Source organism: Amycolatopsis sp. WQ 127309 (genome assembly GCF_023023025.1).
In the GTDB taxonomy this organism is placed as follows: Bacteria; Actinomycetota; Actinomycetes; order Mycobacteriales; family Pseudonocardiaceae; genus Amycolatopsis.
On sequence record NZ_CP095481.1, the window covers coordinates 8,393,553 to 8,412,943 of the forward strand.

The 19,391-nt window shown below is 75.6% G+C and carries 1 protein-coding gene (only partly in view); it reads right to left on the bottom strand.

Annotation, left to right across the window (positions count from 1 at the left end; all coding sequences use genetic code 11):
- Positions 1–19,307 carry the start of a type I polyketide synthase gene (locus MUY22_RS37040; protein ID WP_247051832.1) on the bottom strand. 24,319 nt of this gene lie to the left of the window's left edge, so only the first 19,307 of its 43,626 coding nucleotides appear in the window; its start codon is at positions 19,305–19,307; the stop codon falls past the left edge of the window.
- Positions 19,308–19,391 lie beyond the last annotated feature (84 nt).

Here is a 19,391-nt window from a genome sequence, read left to right on the forward strand (position 1 = left end):
GGGTCGATCCCGGCCCGTTCCAGGGCTTCCCACGACGTCTCCAGCAGCAGCCGCTGCTGCGGGTCCATCGCCACGGCTTCCCGCGGCGAGATCCCGAAGAACTCCGGGTCGAACAGCCCGGCGTCGTCGAGGAAGCCGCCGAGCCGCGCGAACGACCCGGCCGGGTCCAGGTCCCAGCCACGGTCGGCCGGGAAGCCCGCAATGGCGTCGCCACCACGGCTCAGCAGGTCCCACAGGTCTTCGGGGCTGGTCACGCCGCCCGGCAGCCGGACGCCCATGCCGACGACCACGATCGGGTCGTCGGCGGCCGTCGCGGCTTTCACCGGCGTGACCGCCGGGGTCACGCCGGACAGCTCGGCGTCCAGGTAGCCGCCCAGCGCGCCGGGGTTCGGGTAGTCGAACACCACGGTCGTCGGCAGCACCAGGCCGGTCGCCGCGGCGAGCCGGTTGCGCAGGTCCACCGCGGTCAGCGAGTCGAAGCCGACGTCGCGGAACGCCCGCGACGCGGCCTGCGGAGCACTGCTGCCGAGCACCGCCGCCGCCTCGGAGCGCACCAGCTCCACGAGCGAAGCCCGGCGCGCGGCGGCGTCGAGTCCGGCGAACCGGCTACTGGTGGCGGACCCGGTGTGGGCGTCACGGCGGACGCGGCCGACGATGCCGCGCAGGATCGACGACACCGCTTCGGTGCGGGCCCGGCGGCGCAGGGCCGCGACGTCGAGCACCACGGGCACGACGAGCGGCCGGGACGCCGAGAGGGCACTGTCGAGCAGGCGCAGGCCCTGGTCCGTATCCAGGGCACCGATGCCGGTGCGGCTCACCCGGGCCAGGTCGGCGTCGCCGAGGTGGTCGGTCATGCCGCCGGCCGGGGCCCAGAGGCCCCACGCGAGCGACACGGCGGCCAGCCCGGCCGCGCGGCGGCGGGCGGCGAGCGCGTCGAGGAAGGCGTTGGCCGCGGCGTAGTTGGCCTGGCCCACGGTGCCCAGGACCCCGGCGGCCGAGGAGAACAGGACGAACGCGGTCAGGCCGAGGTCGCGGGTCAGTTCGTCGAGGTGGACGGCGGCGTCGACCTTCGGCCGGAACACGACGTCGAGCCGGTCGGCGTCGAGCGCGGTGACGACGCCGTCGTCGAGCACGCCGGCGGTGTGCACGACCGCCGTCAGCGGCGCGTCCGCGGGCACCCGCGCCAGCAGCGCGCGGACCTGCTCGCGGTCGGCGACGTCGCAGGCGACGATCTCGACGCGGGCGCCCAGCGCCCGCAGTTCGTCGCTCAGTTCGGTGGCGCCGTCGGCCGCCGGGCCCCGGCGGGAAGCCAGCACGACGCTGCGCAGCCCGTGGGTGGCGACCAGGTGCCGGGCGGCGAGTGCGCCGAGCAGGCCCGTGCCGCCGGTGATCAGGGCGGTGCCGGCGGGGTCCAGCACCGGTACCGGCACCCCGGCGGCGATCGGGACCAGGCGCGGCACCCAGCGGCCGCCGTCGCGGAACGCCACCTGCCACTCGTCGCGGCCGACGAGGTCACCGAGTGACGCCGGGACGCCCTCGGTGTCGGCCAGCAGCAGCCGGCCGGGGTGCTCCGCCTGGGCCGAGCGCACCAGGCCCCACACCGCCGCCGCGACGGGGTCGGTCTCGTCGACGCCGACCGCGTGCCTGGTGGTGACGACCAGCCGGGACGCGCCGAGAGCCGGGTCGTCCAGGAAGGCTTGCAGGACGGCCAAGACGTTGCCGACCGTCGTGCGAACCCGCTGCGGTTCAGGCGTGCCGTCGTCACCGGGAACAGGCAGCACGAGCCAGTCCGCGGCCGGGCCGTCGAGGTCGGCCACGCCGATGATCGTCCGGACCGAGCCGTCCGGGGTGCTCCCCGCTTCGGGCAGGGCGGTCCAGGTGACGCCGTACAGCTCGTTCCCCGCGCGGGCGACGGCCGGACGCACGGACGTGCCGGTCACCGCGGCCAGCGACAGGACGGGGGCGCCGAGTTCGTCGGTCAGCTCGGCCGAGACACCGCCACCGGCGGCCGGGCTGAGCCGGACGCGCACGGCCGTCGCGCCCGCGGCGTGCAGGGTCAGCCCGGTCCACTCGGTGGGCTGGACGGCCGCGCCACCGAGGCCGAGCTGCAGCGCCGTCTCGAGCAGCGCCGGGTGGATGGTGAAGCCGCCGGCGTCGCTCGGCAGGCTGACCTCGGCGAACACGTCGTCGCCCCGGGTCCACAGCGCGGTCACGCCGTCACCGGCGTCGGCCTGCTCGGCACCGGCGGGCGGCCACGGGCCCGGTTCGGCCGACGACGGGCGGACGTCGTCGCTCAGCACGCCGCTGGCGTGCAGGGTCCACTGTGGACTCCCGGTGTCCGGGCGCGAGTGGACGCTCACGGACCGGCGCGCCGACTCGTCCGGTTCCCCGACGGCGACCTGGATCCGGACGGTCGTGTCCGGCGGCAGGAGCAGCGGCTCGTGAACGCTCAGCCGGTCGAGCGCGGGCGCGCCGACCTGGTCGCCGGCCCGGATCGCCAGCTCGGCCAGCGTCGAAGCGGGCACCAGCGGCTCGCCGGCGAGCCACGGCTGCGCCCGGTGCGACAGCAGGCCGGTCAGCAGAACTCCGCCGCCGGTGGCGGTTTCGACGACGGCGCCGAGCAGCGGGTGGTCCACGGCGCCCTGCCCGAGGCCGGCCGCGTCGCTGACCGTCTCGGGCCGCAGCCAGTAGTGCTCGCGGCGGAACGCGGTGGTCGGCAGGCCGGGCAGCGCCGGCCCGGCCGGGACGATGGTGGCCACGTCGAGCGCGACGCCGCGGACGAACAGCTCGGCCACCGACCGGACGAACCGGGCCCGGTCGCCCTGGTCGCGCCGCAGCGTGCCGCCGGTGACCGCGTCGACGCCGGCCGCCGCGAGGGTGTCCTGCACGCCGGCGGTGAGCACCGGGTGCGAGCTGGACTCGACGAACACGCCGAAGCCCTGCTCCCCCAGCGCCGTCACGGCCTCGGCGAACCGGACCGGCTGCCGGAGGTTGCGGACCCAGTAGTCCGCCGCGACCGGGCCGGTCACCCACTGACTGTCCACAGTGGAGTACCAGGGCGTGGCGGGCCGGGTGGCCGTGACGTCGGCGAGGACATCGAGGAGTTCTTCGGCGATGCCGTCGACCTGGACGGTGTGCGAGGCGTAGTCCACCGGGATCAGCCGGGCGCGGACGTCCCGGCTCTCGTAAGTCTCCTTCAGGGCCGCCAGCGCGGCCGGTTCACCGGCCAGCACGACCGCCGACGGCGAGTTCACCGCGGCGATCTCGACCCGGCCGCCCCAGTCCTCGATGTCCCGGGCGGCTTCGGCGCCGGACGTGCCGACGGCCAGCATCCCGCCATCACCCGCGAGCCGGTCGCCGATCAGCGCGCTGCGCAGGGTGACGATCCGGGCCGCGTCGGCCAGCGACAGCGCGCCCGCGACGCACGCCGCGGCGATCTCGCCCTGCGAGTGGCCGACCACGGCGTCGATGCGCAGCCCGGTGGACTGCCACAGCGCGGCCAGCGACACCATCACGGCGAACGTCACCGGCTGCACCACGTCGACGCGGTCGAGCGACGGCGCGTCCGGCGCCTGGCGGACGACGTCGGCGAGCGACCAGTCCACGTACGGCGCCAGCGCGCGGTCGCACTCGGCCATCCGCGCCGCGAACACCGGCTCGGAGTCCCACAGCCGCGCGCCCATGCCCGGCCACTGCGCGCCCTGGCCGGGGAAGACGAGCGCGACCTTGCCCGCGGCGTCGGCGATCCCGCGCACGACGTCCGGTCCCGGCACGCCGGCGGCGAGGTCGCCGAGCCCGGTCTGGACCTGGCCGAGGACGACGGCCCGGTGTTCCCACAGGACCCGCGACGACATCAGGGCACCCGCCACGGCGGCTTCGGCCGGCGCGTCGGGACCGTCGAGGAGCGTGGCGATCCGGCCGGCCTGGGCGGTGAGCGCTTCGGCCGACCGGGCCGAGATCACGAGCGGAACCTGGCGACGTCCGACGCCGCGAGGCGCCTTTACCGGCGGACCTTGTTCGAGGATGACGTGCGCGTTGGTCCCGGACACGCCGAACGACGACACCGCCGCGCGACGCGGCCGGTCGGTCTCGGGCCACGGCGTCGGCTCGGTCAGCAGCCGGACGGCGCCCGCCGTCCAGTCCACTTTGGACGACGCCGTGTCGGCGTGCAGTGTCTTCGGCAGTACGCCATGACGCATCGCGAGGACCATCTTGACCACCCCGGCCACGCCGGCGGCGGCCTGCGCGTGGCCGATGTTGGACTTGAGGGAACCCAGCCACAGCGGCGTTTCGCGGTCCTGGCCGTACGTCGCCAGCAGGGCCTGCGCCTCGATCGGGTCGCCGAGGGTCGTGCCGGTGCCGTGGCCTTCGACGGCGTCGACGTCCGACGCGGCCAGCCCGGCCTGGGACAGGGCCTGGCGGATCACCGCTTCCTGGGCCGGGCCGTTCGGCGCGGTCAGGCCGTTGGACGCGCCGTCCTGGTTGACCGCGATCCCCTTGACCACGGCCAGGATCTCGCGGCCCTCGCGCAGCGCGTCGGACCGTCGCTGCAGCACGAGGACGCCGACGCCCTCGGACCAGCCGGTGCCGTCTGCGGCTTCGGCGTAGGCCTTGCAGCGCCCGTCGGCGGCAAGGCCACGCTGGCGGGAGAACTCGACGAACGTCGACGGCGTCGCCATCACCGTCGCCCCGCCGGCCAGCGCCATCGAGCACTCGCCCGACCGCAGGGCCTGCGCCGCCAGGTGCAGCGCCACCAGCGACGACGAACAGGCCGTGTCGATCGTGACCGCCGGGCCGCGCAGGCCGAGCACGTAGGACACCCGGCCGGTGGCGACGCTGCCGGTGGACCCGGTCGCGAACAGCCCTTCCAGGCCTTCGGTGCGCGCCCCGGTGCCGTAGTCGTGGTACATCAGGCCGGTGAAGACGCCGACGTCGCGGCCGCGCACCGAAGCGGGCGCGATCCCGGCGTGTTCCAGCGCCTCCCAGGAGGTTTCCAGCAACAGCCGCTGCTGCGGATCCATGGCGAGGGCCTCGCGCGGCGAGATCCCGAAGAACTCGGGGTCGAACAGGCCAGCGTCGTGCAGGAAGCCGCCGGAGCGGGTGTAGGACTTGCCCGGCACGTCGGGGTCCGGGTCGTAGAGGTCCTCGTCCCAGCCGCGGTCGGCGGGGAACTCCGAGATGGCGTCGCCGCCGCGGGCCAGCAGGTCCCACAGGTCGGCCGGGCCGGCGACGTCGCCGGGCAGCCGGACCCCCATGCCGACGATGACGACCGGGTCGTCTTCGATGACGGCTTCGGCCGGTGCCGGTTCGGGGACCGCTTCGAGTTCGGCGTACAGCTCGCTGTGCAGGTGCTCGGCGAGCGCGGTGGCGTTGGGGAAGTTGAAGGCGACGGTCGGCGGCAGCCGCACGCCGGTCGCGGCGGTGAGCCGGTTGCGCAGGTCGACCGCGGCCAGGGAGTCGAACCCGGCGTCGCGGAACGCCTGGACCGGCCCGAGGGCCGCGGCGTCGCCGAGCGCGCCGCCGGCTTCGGTGAGGACCAGTTGCAGGAGCGCGTCGACGCGCGAGGGCGCGTCCAGCTCGACGAGCCGGGCCACCAGGTCGCCGGTACTCGCTTGGACGGTGCGTCGGACCGGGCTAGCCAGGTCACGCAGCAGCGGCGAGACGACCGCGCCTGTCCGTGCGAGGTCGAGGACGGCGGTGACCACCGACGCCTGTGAAGCGCTCGCGGCGGTGTCGAGCATGCGCAGGCCACGGGCGGGGTCGATCAGGCCGAGGCCCGAGCCGAGGATCCGGGCGGTGTCGGCGGTGCCGAGGGCGCCGTTCATGCCGTCGAGCGCCCACAGGCCCCAGGCGAGGGAGACGGCCGGGAACCCGGCCGCGCGACGGCGGTCCGCGAGTGCGTCGAGGAAGGTGTTGGCCGCGGCGTAGTTGGCCTGGCCCGCGCCGCCGAGCACGCCCGACACGGACGAGAACAGCACGAAGGCGCGCAGGCCGAGGTCACGGGTCAGCTCGTCGAGGTGCACGGCGGCGTCGACCTTGGGCCGGAACACGGCGTCGACGCGGACGACGTCGAGTTCGGTCGAGACGCCGTCGGCGAGGACGCCCGCGGTGTGCACGACCGCCGTCAGCGGCGCATCGGCGGGGACGCACGCGAGCAGCGCCCGCACCTGAGCCCGGTCGGCGACGTCGGCCGTCACCACGTCGGCTCGGGCGCCCAGGTCACGGAGTTCGTCGCACAGCTCGCGTGCGCCGGGCGCGTCGAGGCCGCGCCGGGAGGCGAGCAGCACGCTGCGCGCGCCGTGGACGGTCACGACGTGCCGAGCGACCGCCGCGCCGAGGGCGCCGGTACCGCCGGTGATCAGCACCGTGCCGGCCGGGTCGAGCCACTCGCCGACGGGTTCGGCGGGCAGCACGGTCAGCCTGGGGACGCGGAATTCGCCGTCGCGCAGGGCCAGCTGCCATTCGCCGCTCTCGATAGCGTCGAGCGGCAAAGCGGGATCGGCCGCGCCGAGATCCACGAGTGCGACGCGGCCGGGATTCTCGGTGCCGATCGAGCGCACCAGGCCCCACACGGCCGCCGCGGCGGGGTCGATCGTCTCGTCCGCGACCGCGTTGCGGGTGGTCACGACCAGAGTGGTCGCCGCCCAAGTGGGCTCGGTCAGGAGCGGGCGCGCGACCGCCAAGACCCCGGCGATCGCGGCGCGGGCCCGATCCGGGTCCGTGGCACCGGCTGGCGTCACTGGGAGTACCAGCCACCGCGGCGGGTTCGCCGCCAGGTGCGTCAGGTCATCCAGGCCCGAGATTGCTTGTACCGCAACGGTTTTCGAAGAGGTTCCGGCGGGCAGCGGGCGCCACTCGACGCCGTGGACGACCTCGGCCGCGCCGGACAGGGTGGCGCGAGCGACGGGACGGCTGATCAGCCCGCCCACCGACGCGACCGGCGCTCCCGACAGGTCGGTGAGGTCGAGCGAGACCGCGCCGTCGTCGGCCGGGGTGAGCCGGACGCGCAGCTCGCGGGCGCCACCGGCGTGCACGGCGACCCGGCTCCACGCGAACGGCAGGGCGATGCCGTCGTCGTCGGTCGCCGGGGTGTCGAGGCCGGTCAGGTGCAGGGCGGCGTCGAGCAGGGCCGGGTGGAGCACAAAACCCGCGACATCGGCCGGTTCCGGGAGCACGACCTCGCCGAACAGCGCCGCGCCGTCGCGCCAGGCCGCCGTCAGCCCGCGGAACACCGGGCCGTAGCCGTAGCCGCGCTCGGCGAGGACGTCGTAGAGGTTGTCGAGGGCCACCGGTTCGGCACCGGCGGGCGGCCAGGCTTCGCCGGAAACCGTCGGGACGGCCACCGCGGGGGCCAGGTAGCCGGACGCGTGCCGGGTCCACGAGCCGCCGTGGTCGGGCCGGGCGTGGACGGCGACGTCGCGGCGCCCGTCCGCCGCGGCCGCGCCGACGACGACCTGGACCCGCACCGCGGCGGTCTCGGGGACCGGCAGCGGTGCTTCGACGACGAGTTCGTCCAGCACCGGGCAGCCGACGTGGTCGCCCGCCCGGACGGCCCACTCGACCAAGGCCGCGCCGGGGACGACGGCCACGCCGTCGATGCGGTGCTCGGCCAGCCACGGCTGGGCCGCGTGCGACGCCCGCCCGGTCAGCGTGACGCCGCCCGAGGCCGGGTCTTCGACGACGACGCCGAGCACCGGGTGCCGGGCCGCGTCCAGGCCGAACCCGGCGGCATCGCCGGCCGGTGCCGCGTCGAGCCAGTACCGGCGGCGCTGGAACGCCGTGGTGGGCAACGGAAGCGGCCGCCGGGCGGGCGCGAGCGACGTCCAGTCGACGTCGTTGCCGCGCACGAACACCTCGGCGAGCGCGGCCAGCGCGGTCTCGGCCTCCGGCCGGTCCCGGCGGGCCAGCGACACGGCGGGCGCGACGTCGTCGAGGGCGTTGGCCAGCGCGCTCAGCACGCCGTCGGGGCCCAGTTCCAGCAGCACCGAGACGTCCGGCATGGCGCGGACGGCGTCGGCGAACCGCACCGGGCGGCGCACCTGCTCGGCCCAGTAGTCCGCGGTCAGCGGCTCGCCGGCCGCACCGGTCACCGACGACACCACGGTGAGCGCCGCCGGCCGGTGGGTCAGGGTCCGCGCGACCGCGCGCAGGTCGTCGAGCACCGGCTCCATCAGCGGCGAGTGGAACGCGTGGCTGACGTCGAGGGTCTTGGTCCGCACGCCGCGCTCGGCGAACACGCCGGCCACCGCATGCACGGCGGTGGCGTCGCCGGAGACGACGACCGCCTCGGGGCCGTTGACGGCGGCGATCGAGACGCCGTCGACCAGCTCGGCGACGACGTCGGTTTCGGGCGCGGCGATGGCGACCATCGCGCCGCCGGCGGGCAGCGCGCCCATCAGGCGGCCGCGGGCGGCGACCAGTTTCGCCGCGTCGGGCAGCGAAAGCACCCCGGCGACGTGCGCGGCGGCCAGCTCGCCCAGCGAGTGGCCCGCGACCGCGACCGGCCGCACGCCCCACGACTCGACCAGCCGGAACATCGCCACTTCGACGGCGAACAGCCCGGCCTGCGCGAACGCGGCCTCGTCGAGCGGCCCGTCGAAGACGGCCTCGCGCAGCGGTACCGGGCCGGCCAGGTGGGTGTCCAGTTCGGCGCAGGCGTGGTCGAACGCCGTCGCGTAGGCCGGGAACCGCTCGTAGAGGCCTCGGCCCATGCCGGGCCGGTGCGCGCCCTGGCCGGTGAACAGCACGCCGACCCCGCGCCCGGCCGGGTCGGCGACCCCGCGGACGGCCAGGTCACGCAGCCCGGTCACGACGTCGTCGCGGCCTCCGGCCACCACGACCGCGCGGTGTTCCCACGCTGTCTTGGCCGCGAGCGCACCGGCGGCCGCGGTGAGATCGGCGTCGCCGGCCAGGAAGTCCGCGAGCCGGCCGGCCTGCGCTTCGAGCCCGGCCGCCGATCGGGCGGACACCACGACCGGCAGCAGGTCCGGCACCGTCGTGTCCACTTCGGACTCAAGAGGCAGGCCCTGTTCGAGCACGACGTGCGCGTTGGTCCCGCTGATCCCGAACGACGAGACACCCGCGCGCCGCGGCCGTCCGGTGTCCGGCCACGCCGCCTCCTCGGCCAGCAGGCGCACCGCACCGGCCGACCAGTCCACTTTGGACGTCGGTGCGTCGGCGTGCAGCGTCTTCGGCAGGACGCCGTGGCGCATCGAGAGCACCATCTTGATCACGCCCGCGACCCCCGCGGCGGCCTGGGCGTGGCCGATGTTGGACTTGAGGGAACCCAGCCACAGCGGCGTTTCCCGGTCCTGGCCGTACGTCGCCAGCACCGCCTGTGCCTCGATCGGGTCGCCGAGGGTGGTGCCGGTGCCGTGGGCCTCGACGGCGTCGACGTCCGAAGCGGTCAGACCGGCCGCGGCGAGCGCGTCACGGATGACCGCCTGCTGGGCGGGTCCGTTGGGTGCGGTCAGGCCGTTGGACGCGCCGTCGGAGTTGACCGCCGTCCCGCGGACCACCGCGAGCACCTCACGGCCTTCGCGCCGGGCGTCGGACAGCCGCTGGAGCACCAGCACGCCGACGCCTTCGGCCCAGCCGGTGCCGTCCGCGTCGTCCGCGAAAGACTTGCAACGGCCGTCGGGCGCCAGCCCGCGCTGACGCGAGAACTCGACGAACGGCATCGGCGTCGTCAGCACCGTGACGCCGCCGGCCAGCGCCAGCCCGCATTCGCCGGACCGCAGCGACTGCGCGGCGAGGTGGATCGCCACCAGCGACGACGAACACGCCGTGTCGACGGTGACCGCCGGGCCGCGCGCGCCGAGCACGTAGGAGACCCGGCCGGACAGCACGCTCGACGACGTCCCGGTCAGGACGTAACCTTCGCCGCCCGAAGCGGCCGCGCCGGTGCCGTAGCCCTGGGCGAGCGCGCCGACGAAGACGCCGGTCCGGCTGCCGCGCAGCGACACCGGGTCGATGCCCGCCCGTTCCAGGGCCTCCCAAGAGGTTTCCAGCAGCAGCCGCTGCTGCGGGTCCATCGCCAGGGCCTCGCGGGCGGAGATGCCGAAGAACCCGGCGTCGAACATCGCCGCGTCGGGCAGGAACCCGCCGTGGCGGGCGTAGGACTTGCCCGGCACGTCGGGATCCGGGTCGTAGAGCCCTTCGGGCCAGCCGCGGTCGGCCGGGAACGGCGTCATCGCGTCGCCGCCGCGGCGCAGCAGGTCCCACAGGTCGTCCGGCCCGGCCACGCCGCCGGGCAGCCGGACGCCGATCCCGACGATCACGACCGGGTCGTCGGCGGGGGCCACGGAAATGGCGGGCGCGGCGGTTGCTTCGACCGTGCCGAACAGCTTCTCCAGCAGGTGATCCGCCAGTTCGACCGGGCTGGGGTGGTCGAAGACGGCGGTGGTCGCGAGGGTGACGCCGGCGCGGGCGGCCAGCCGGTTGCGCAGCTCGACGGCGGTCAGCGAGTCGAACCCGACGTCCCGGAACGCCCGGGTCGGCGCGATCGCGCCACCTCCGCCGAGGATCACGCCGGCTTCGGTGCGGACGAGGTCGATCACCGCGGTTCGCCGGGCGGGGCCGGCCAGGTTTGCGAGCCGGGCGGTGAGGGTCCCGCCGCCGCTGTCGTCCGGGGTGCGCGCGGCGCGGCGGACGCGGCCCACCAGGTCGCGCAGCAGCGCCGGCAGCGTGCCGGTGCGGGCCTGCTCGCGCAGGACGCCGAGGTCGGGCGTCACCGCGACCAGCGCGGGACGGGCCGAACCGAGAGCGACGTCGAGGGCGGCCAGGCCGTCGGCGGTGCCGAGCGCGCCGATGCCGGTGCGGGCCAGCCGGGTCCGGTCGGCGTCGGCGAGGTGGCCGGTCATCCCGCTCGCGTCGGCCCACAGGCCCCAGGCGACCGACACCGCCGCGTGGCCGGCGGCTCGGCGGCGAGCGGCGAGGCCGTCGAGGAACCCGTTGGCGGCGGCGTAGTTGGCCTGCCCGGCCGTGCCGAGCACGCCGGCGACCGACGAGAACAGCACGAAGGCGCTCAGGTCCAGGTCGCGGGTCAGCTCGTCGAGGTGCGCGGCGGCGTCGGCCTTGGGCCGGAACACCGCGTCCACCCGGTCCGCGTCGAGCGTGGCGACGACACCGTCGTCGAGGACGCCGGCCGCGTGCACGACGGCGGTGAGCGGCGCGTCGGCCGGGACCGCGGCCAGCAGCGCCCGGACGTCGTCGCGCTCGGCGGTGTCACACGCGACGACCTCGACGCGGGCGCCGAGGTCGCGCAGGTCCGCGCACAGCTGCGCGGCGCCGTCGGCGGCCGGGCCGCGGCGGGAGGCCAGCAGCACGCTGCGGACGCCGTGCTCGCGGACGAAGTGGCGGGCCACCAGCCCGCCGAGGGTGCCGGTACCGCCGGTGACGAGCACGGTCCCGCCGGCGTCGACTGGCCGCGGGATCGTCAGGACGTTCTTGCCGGTGTGGTGGCCCTGGGCCATGTGCCGGAAGACCTCGGGCGCGCGCCGGATGTCCCACGCGGTCAGCGGGATCAGCCGCAGCGCCCCGGAGCCGAACCGCTCCAGCAGGTCGCCGAGCAGTTCCGCGACCCGCGGCGAGCCGAGCTGGATCAGGTCGTAGGCCTGGTAGGCGACCCCGGGGTGCTCGCCCGCGACCTGCCCGGCGTCGCGGATGTCGTTCTTGCCCATCTCCAGGAACCGGCCGCCGCGCGGCAGCAGCCGCAGCGAGGCGTCGACGAACTCACCGGCCAGGGAGTCCAGCACGACGTCCACGCCGGTGCCGCCGGTGACCGCGAGGAAGCGCTCTTCGAACTCGAGGGTGCGGGAGCTGGCGAGGTGGTCGTCGTCGAGGCCCATGTCCCGCAGCAGGCCGTGCTTGCCGGGGCTCGCGGTGGCGAACACCTCGGCGCCCAGCAGGCGGGCCACCTGCACGGCGGCCATCCCGACGCCGCCCGCGGCCGCGTGCACCAGGACCTTCTCCCCCGCCCGCAGGCCGGCGAGGTCCTGCAGACCGTAGAGGGCGGTGAGGAACACGACCGGCATCGACGCGGCCTGCTCGAACGTCCACCCGGCGGGCACGCGCGCCAGCCGGCGGGCATCGGCGACGGCGATCGGGCCGAAGCCGCGGGTGAACAGCCCGAGCACCCGGTCGCCAACAGCGAGATCGGTGACCCCGGGGCCAGTTTCGAGAACGACACCGGCGCCTTCGCCACCCATCTCCGCCGCGCCGCGGCGCATGCCGAGCCCGGCGAGGACATCCCGGAAGTTCAGGCCGGCCGCACGCATCCCGACCCGCACTTGGCCGGCGGACAGGGGTTCCGCCAGTTCCGGGCAGGGCAGCAGGGCCAGGCCGTCGAAGGTGCCGGTACCGGTGGTGTCGAGCACCCAAGGCACGTCACCGGCGGGCGGCGTCAGGTCGGCGGGGCCGGGCCGAGCGAGCCGGGGGACGCGGATTTCGCCGTCGCGTAGGGCGAACTGCGGCTCCCCGGCCGCCGTGACGACCGGCAGGACGGCCGCGAGCACGTCCGTGGTGGCGGTTTCGAGGTCGGCGAGCACGATCCGGCCGGGGTTCTCGCGCTGGGCGCTGCGGACCAGGCCCCAGACGGCGGCGGCCGCCGGGTCGGGCGCGGCGTCGGCGAGCCCGGTGGTGACTCCACCACGGGTGACGATGGCCAGGCGCGTGTCCGGCGTCTCCGGTTCGGCGAGGAAGCGTTGCAGCACCGTGAGAACGGCGTTGACCGCCACACGCGCGTCGGCCGGCTCGACCGGGAAGACGAGCCACGGGGCGGCGACGCCGCTGGTGATGATCTGCACGGCGTCGGCGGGCAGCGGTTCGGCGGTGCCCGCCGGGAGGGTGGGCCAGTCCACGGCGAAGACCGGGTCGGCGCCAGCAGGGGCCGCGCCGATCTGGGCCAGCGGGACCGGCCGGGTGATCAGCGCACCCACCGAGAGCAGCGGTTCGCCCGTCGTGTCCGTCAGCTCCACGGCGTGGCCGCCGTCGGCCGGTGTGACGTGGACTCGTGCCGAACCCGCGGCGGTGGCGTGTGCGACGACGTCATGCCACGCGAACGGCAGGGCGATCTCGCCCTCGGGCGCCGGGCCCGCGGCCAGCAGGGTGGTGTGCAGCGCGGCGTCGAGCAGCGCCGGGTGGATCGCGAACCCGGCCGGGTCGGCCGGCTCCGGCAGCGTCACCTCGGCGAAGTACTCGTCGCCACGGCGCCACGCGGCGGTCAGGCCGCGGAACGCCGGGCCGTAGTCGTAGCCGCGGGCGGCCAGGTCGTCGTAGAAACCTTCCACAGCAAGGTTTTCGGCTCCGACGGGTGGCCATTCGACCGGTGCGGGAACCGTCGCCGGTTCGGGGGTCAGGACGCCGGTGGCGTGGCGGGTCCATTCACGGCCCGGCTCGTCCGGGCGGGAGTGGATGGCCACCTCGCGGCGGCCCGTGTCGTCGGCGGCGCCGACCACGACCTGGACGCGCACCACGGACGTCAGCGGCAGCGGCGCCTCGACGATCAGCTCGGCCAGCACCGGGCACCGGGTCCACTCGCCGGCCTGGATCGCCAGCTCGGCCAGGGCCGCGCCGGGCACCAGCACGGTCCCCGCCACCGCGTGGTCGGCGAGCCACGGCTGGGCGGCCGGCGACAGCCGGCCGGTCAGCACGACGCCTCCAGTGTCCGGCGCGTCGATCGCCGCGCCCAGCAGCGGGTGCGCGACGACGGTCTGGCCGAGGCTTTCCGGGTCGGTGCCGGTCGAGGCGGGCGCCCAGAAACGCGTGCGCTGGAACGCCGTTGTCGGCAGCGCGGCCCGGCCGGTGCCGGGCAGGAACGGGCGCCAGTCGACGGGCACGCCGCGGACGTGCAGTTCGGCGGCCGAGCGCAGGAACCGCTCGCGGTCGCCCTGGTCACGGCGCAGCGTGCCGCCGACCAGCGCGCCGGTCACCCCGGCCCGCTCCAAGCCCTCCTGGATGCTCGACGTCAGCACCGGGTGCGACGAGACTTCGAGGAACACCCGGAAACCGTTGCCCGCCAGCGCGTCGACGGCGTCGGCGAACCCGACGCGGCCACGCAGGTTGCGGAACCAGTAGCCGGATTCGACCGGGCCGTCGGCCCACAAACCGTCCACTGTGGAGTACCAGGCGATCTCCGGCGCGGTCGCGCCGACGTCGGCCAGCAGTGTGGCGAGTTCGGCTTCCACGGCGTCGACCTGGGACGTGTGCGAGGCGTAGTCGACGTCGATGCGGCGCACGCGCACCCCGCGCTCGCGGTACCCGGCCTCGGCCCGGTCCAGCGCGGCCGGTTCGCCGGCCAGCACCACCGCGGACGGCGAGTTGACGACGGCGATCTCGACGCCGCCGGGCAGGTCGCGGGCCGCGTCCTCGGCGCTCACCGCGACCGACAGCATGCCGCCGCGACCGGCCAAGCGGGCGGCGATGACCTGGCTGCGCAACGCGACCGTGCGCGCGGCGTCGGCCAGCGACAGCGCGCCCGCGACGCAGGCGGCGGCGATCTCGCCCTGGGAGTGCCCCACCACGGCGTCCGGCCGGATCCCGCAAGCCCGCCACAGCGCGGCCAGCGACACCATCACGGCGAACGACACCGGCTGCACCACGTCCACCCGGGCCAGCGACGGCGCGCCCGGCACCTGGCAGACGACGTCGGTCAGCGACCAGTCCACATGCGGTGCCAGCGCCGCCTCGCACTCGGCCATCCGCGCGGCGAACACCGGCTCGGTGTCCCACAGCCGCGCGCCCATCCCGGCCCACTGCGCGCCCTGGCCCGGGAACACCCACGCGAGTTTGCCCGGGCCCGCCGGATCGGCGGCGCCGGTGACGGCGAACGACGTCGGCTCGCCGGCCGAGACGCCGCGCAGGCCGTCGATCGCGTCCGCGTGCCCGTCGGCGACGACCACGGCCCGGTGCTCCCACCGCGCCCGGGTGCCGAGCAGGGCGTCCGCGACGGCGCCGAGTGCGGGCGCGTCCTCGAGGAGCGTGGCCAGCCGACCGGCCTGGGCGGCCAGACCGGCTTCCGAGCGTGCCGACACGACCAGGGGCAGCACGCCGGATGGTTCGGTGTCCTCGGCGGGCGGCTCGACGGCCGGTGCCTGTTCGAGGATGACGTGGGCGTTCGTGCCGCTGATGCCGAACGACGAGACGCCGGCACGGCTCGGCCGGCCGGCGTCGGGCCAGCCGGCCGGTTCGCTCAGCAGCCGGACGGCGCCGGCCGTCCAGTCCACTTTGGACGACGCCGTCCCGGCGTGGAGGGTCTTGGGCAGCAGCCGGTGCCGCAGGGCAAGCACCATCTTGATCACGCCGGCGACGCCCGCCGCGGCCTGGGTGTGCCCGATGTTGGACTTGAGGGAACCCAGCCACAGCGGGGTTTCCCGGTCGCGGCCGTAGGTGGCCAGCAGCGCGTGGGCCTCGATCGGGTCGCCGAGCGTGGTGCCGGTGCCGTGCGCCTCGACGGCGTCGACCTCGTCCGCGGGCACTCCGGCGTCGGCCAGGGCCTGCCCGATCACCTGCTGCTGGGAGGCGCCGCTGGGCGCGGTGAGGCCGTTGGACGCGCCGTCCTGGTTGACCGCCGAACCGCGGACCACGGCCAGGACGTCACGGCCGTCGCGGCGCGCGTCGGACAGCCGCTGCAGCACCAGCACCCCGGCGCCTTCGGCCCAGCCGGTGCCGGCGGCGTCGTCGGCGAACGAGCGGCAGCGCCCGTCCGCGGACAGGCCGCCCTGCTTGGCGAACTCGACGAAGACGCCGGGTGAGGCCATCACGGTGGCGCCGCCGGCCAAGGCGAGCGAGCACTCCCCCGCCCGCAGCGCGCGGACGGCGAGGTGCAGCGCGACCAGTGAAGACGAGCAGGCGGTGTCGACGCTGATCGCCGGTCCGCGCGTGCCCAGGACGTAGGAGACACGCCCGGACAGCACGCTCAGCGACGTCCCGGTCAGGCCGTACCCGCCGGTGTCGCCGGAGCTTTCGTGCAGCCGGGTGCCGTAGTCCTGCGCCATGCCGCCGAGGAAGACGCCGGTCGGGCTGTCCCGCAGCGTCGTCGGGTCGATGCCGGCGCGCTCCAAGGCCTCCCACGACGTCTCGAGCAGCAGCCGCTGCTGCGGGTCCATGGCGAGGGCCTCGCGCGGCGAGATGCGGAAGAACGCGGCGTCGAAGTCGCCGGCGTCGTGCAGGAACCCGCCGCCGCGGCCGGTGGCCAGGACGTCGGCGCTCCAGCCGCGATCGGCCGGCATGGCCGATACCGCGTCCACGCCGTCGCGCAGCAGGGTCCAGAAGGATTCGGGCGAGTCGATGCCGCCCGGGTAGCGGCAGCCGATGCCCACGATGACGATCGGATCGTCGTCGTCACGGGGCTGGGTCTCGGGTTCGACGGCGGCGGCTTCGACGTCGGGCTGGAGGAACGCGCCGAGCCGGGCCGGTGTCGGGTGGTCGAACAGGACGCTGCTGGTCAGGGCGCGGCCGCTCGCGGCGCTGAGCCGGCCGGCGAACTCGACGAGCGTGGCGGAGTCGAACCCCAGTTCCTTGAAGGTGGCCGCCGGTTCCAGACTGTCCACATCGGACATCCCGAGCACGGCGGCGCACTCCCGCCGCACCAGCGCGCGGAGGTCCTGCTGCGGCTCGGCAGGCTCGTCGAACGCGTCGAACTCTTCGGGTTCGGCGGCCGTCGCGGCGACGCGCGGGGTGTCGTCGATCCAGTAGCGCTCGCGCTGGAACGCGTACGTCGGCAGCGCGATCCGGGTGGCGCCCGGGTACACGGCCGCCCAGTCGAGGTGCCCGCCCGCGGCGTACAGCTCCGCCATCGACGTCGCGAAGCGCGTCAGGCCGCCTTGGTCGCGACGCAGCGTGCCGACCGAGACCAGCGGGACGCCGGCCGCCTGCGCGATGTCGCGGACGTTCCCGAGCAGCGCCGGGTGCGGGCTGACCTCGACGAACTCCGTGAAGCCGTCCTGGCACAACGCCGTGACGGCGCCGAAGAAGTCGACCGTCGCCCGCGAGTTGCGGTACCAGTAGGACGTGTCCAGCCCGGCGGTGTCGAGCGGGCCGCCGGTCACGGTGGAGTAGAAGCGCAGCGGCGAACTGCGCGGGTGCAGCTCGCCGAGCGCGGCGACCAGCGGGGTCTCGATGCGTTCGACCAGCGGCGAATGCGAGGCGTAGTCGACCTTCAGCCGCCGCAGCCGGATGTCTTCGCCGTCCCAGGCCGCCATCAGCTCGTCGAGCGCCTCGGTCTCGCCGGACACGATGACCGATGCGGGCCCGTTGACCGCGCCGATCGACAGCCGGCCCGCCCAGCGCTCGATCCGTTCGCGCACGACGTCGACGGGCAGCGCCACCGACACCATGCCGCCGACGCCGCGCATCACCTCCGACGCGACGCGGCCGCGGGCCGCCACGATCCGGGCGGCCTCGTCCAGGGACATCGCGCCGGCCACGCAGGCCGCCGCCAGCTCGCCCTGCGAGTGCCCGACGACCGCGTCCGGCTCGACGCCGTGCGCGCGCCACAACGCCGCGAGCGAGACCATGACGGCCCACATCACCGGCTGGTTGACGGCCGAGTCGGCCATCGACGGCGCGCCCGGCTCGTCCCGCAGCACGGCGAGCGCGGAGAAGCCCGTCAGCGGCGTCAGCAGACGGTCGCAGTCGGCCAGCGACTCGGCGAACGCGGGCGCGGTGCCGAGCAGTTCCACCGCCATCCCGGCCCACTGCGTGCCCTGGCCGGGGAAGACGAACACGGTCCGCCCGCGGGCCGCCCGGCCCGGTTCGGCCACGGCACGCACGCACGCCGTCGTCGGGCGGTCTTCGGCGACCGCGCGCAGGGCGTCGGTCAGCTCGGCCGTGCCGGTGCCGACGACCGCGGCCCGGACGCCCAGCGAAGCCCGCGTCGTGGCCAGCGAGAACCCGACGTCGGCGACGGACGCGCCCGGGTGGGCGTCGAGGTGGTCGGCCAGCCGGGCCGCCTGGTCGCGCAGCGCGGGCTCGGAATGTCCGGACAAGGGCCACAGCACGGGCCCGGCCACATCGGCGGCAGGCTCGGTGGCGGGTGCTTCGCCGGCAGCGAGGACGATGTGGGCGTTGGTGCCGCCGACGCCGAACGACGAGACGCCGGCGAGGACGGCGTCGCGGTCCGCGGGCCACGGCATCGTCTCCCGGACGACCCGCAGGTTCGCCTCGGCAAAGGGGATTTCCGGGTTGGGGCGGGCGAAGTTGAGGCTGGCGGGCAGGACGTGCCGGTCGACCGCGAGTGCGGTCTTGAGCAAGCCGACCATGCCGGCGGCGCCTTCGAGGTGGCCGACGTTCGTCTTCGCGGAACCGATCCACAGCGGCTCGGTCCGGCCGGCGCCGTGGACCGCGGCGAGCGCGCCGGCTTCGATCGGGTCGCCGACGCGGGTGCCGGTGCCGTGCAGCTCCACGTACTGGACGGCCGCGGGCGCCACTCCGGCGCGGCGGCAGGCCGCGGCCAGCACGCGTTCCTGGGTTTCGCGACCGGGTGTGGTGAGTCCGTCGGTCGGGCCGTCGTTGTTGACGGCGCTGCCGCGGACGACGCAGTAGACGTGGTCGCCGTCGCGCCGCGCGGCGGCCAGGGGCTTGAGCACGACGACTCCGCCGCCTTCGCCGCGGACGATGCCGTTGGCGCGGTCGTCGAAGACGAAGCAGCGCCCGTCCGGCGACAGCGCGCCGAGCGCGGCGACGGCCTGGGTGCTTTCGGCGGCCAGGTTCAGCTGCACGCCACCGACCAGCGCGGATTCGCAGTCACCGGCCCGGATCGCGGCGCAGGCGAGGTGGACGGCGACGAGCGCCGACGACTGTCCGGTGTCGACGGCCATGCTCGGGCCGGTGAACCCGAACCGGTGCGAGACGCGGTTGGCGATGATGGCGCGGTTCGCGCCGGTCATCGCGTAGTGCCCGACGGGCCCGCCGGCGCGGTGGTGCAGGATCGAGTAGTCGTCCGACGTGACGCCGATGTAGACGCCGATCTCGTGCCCGCGCAAGGCGTCGGGCGCGACCCGCGCGTCTTCGAGGGCCTCCCAGCCGAGTTCGAGGATCAGCCGCTGCTGCGGGTCCATCTCGCGCGCTTCCCGCGGGGACACCGAAAACAGCCGTGCGTCGAACCGGTCGACGTCGGGCAGGTAGCCGCCCCGGCGTGGCAGCCCGGGCCCGTCGGGGTAGTGCCGGCCGGCGGGTACCTCGCCGACGGCGTCGACACCGTCGCGCAGCAGGTCCCAGAACCGGGCGGGACTTCCGGCGCCGGGGAGCCGGCAGGCGAGGCCCACCACCGCGATCGGCTGGGGATCCCCGGAGAGGGTTTCGGACACGGTGCCACCAGCCCGGCTCAATGCGTCTCCCGTTGCTCACCTGCACGCCTGCTCATCGCAGAGGTCGAGGTAAAGGATCGGCTG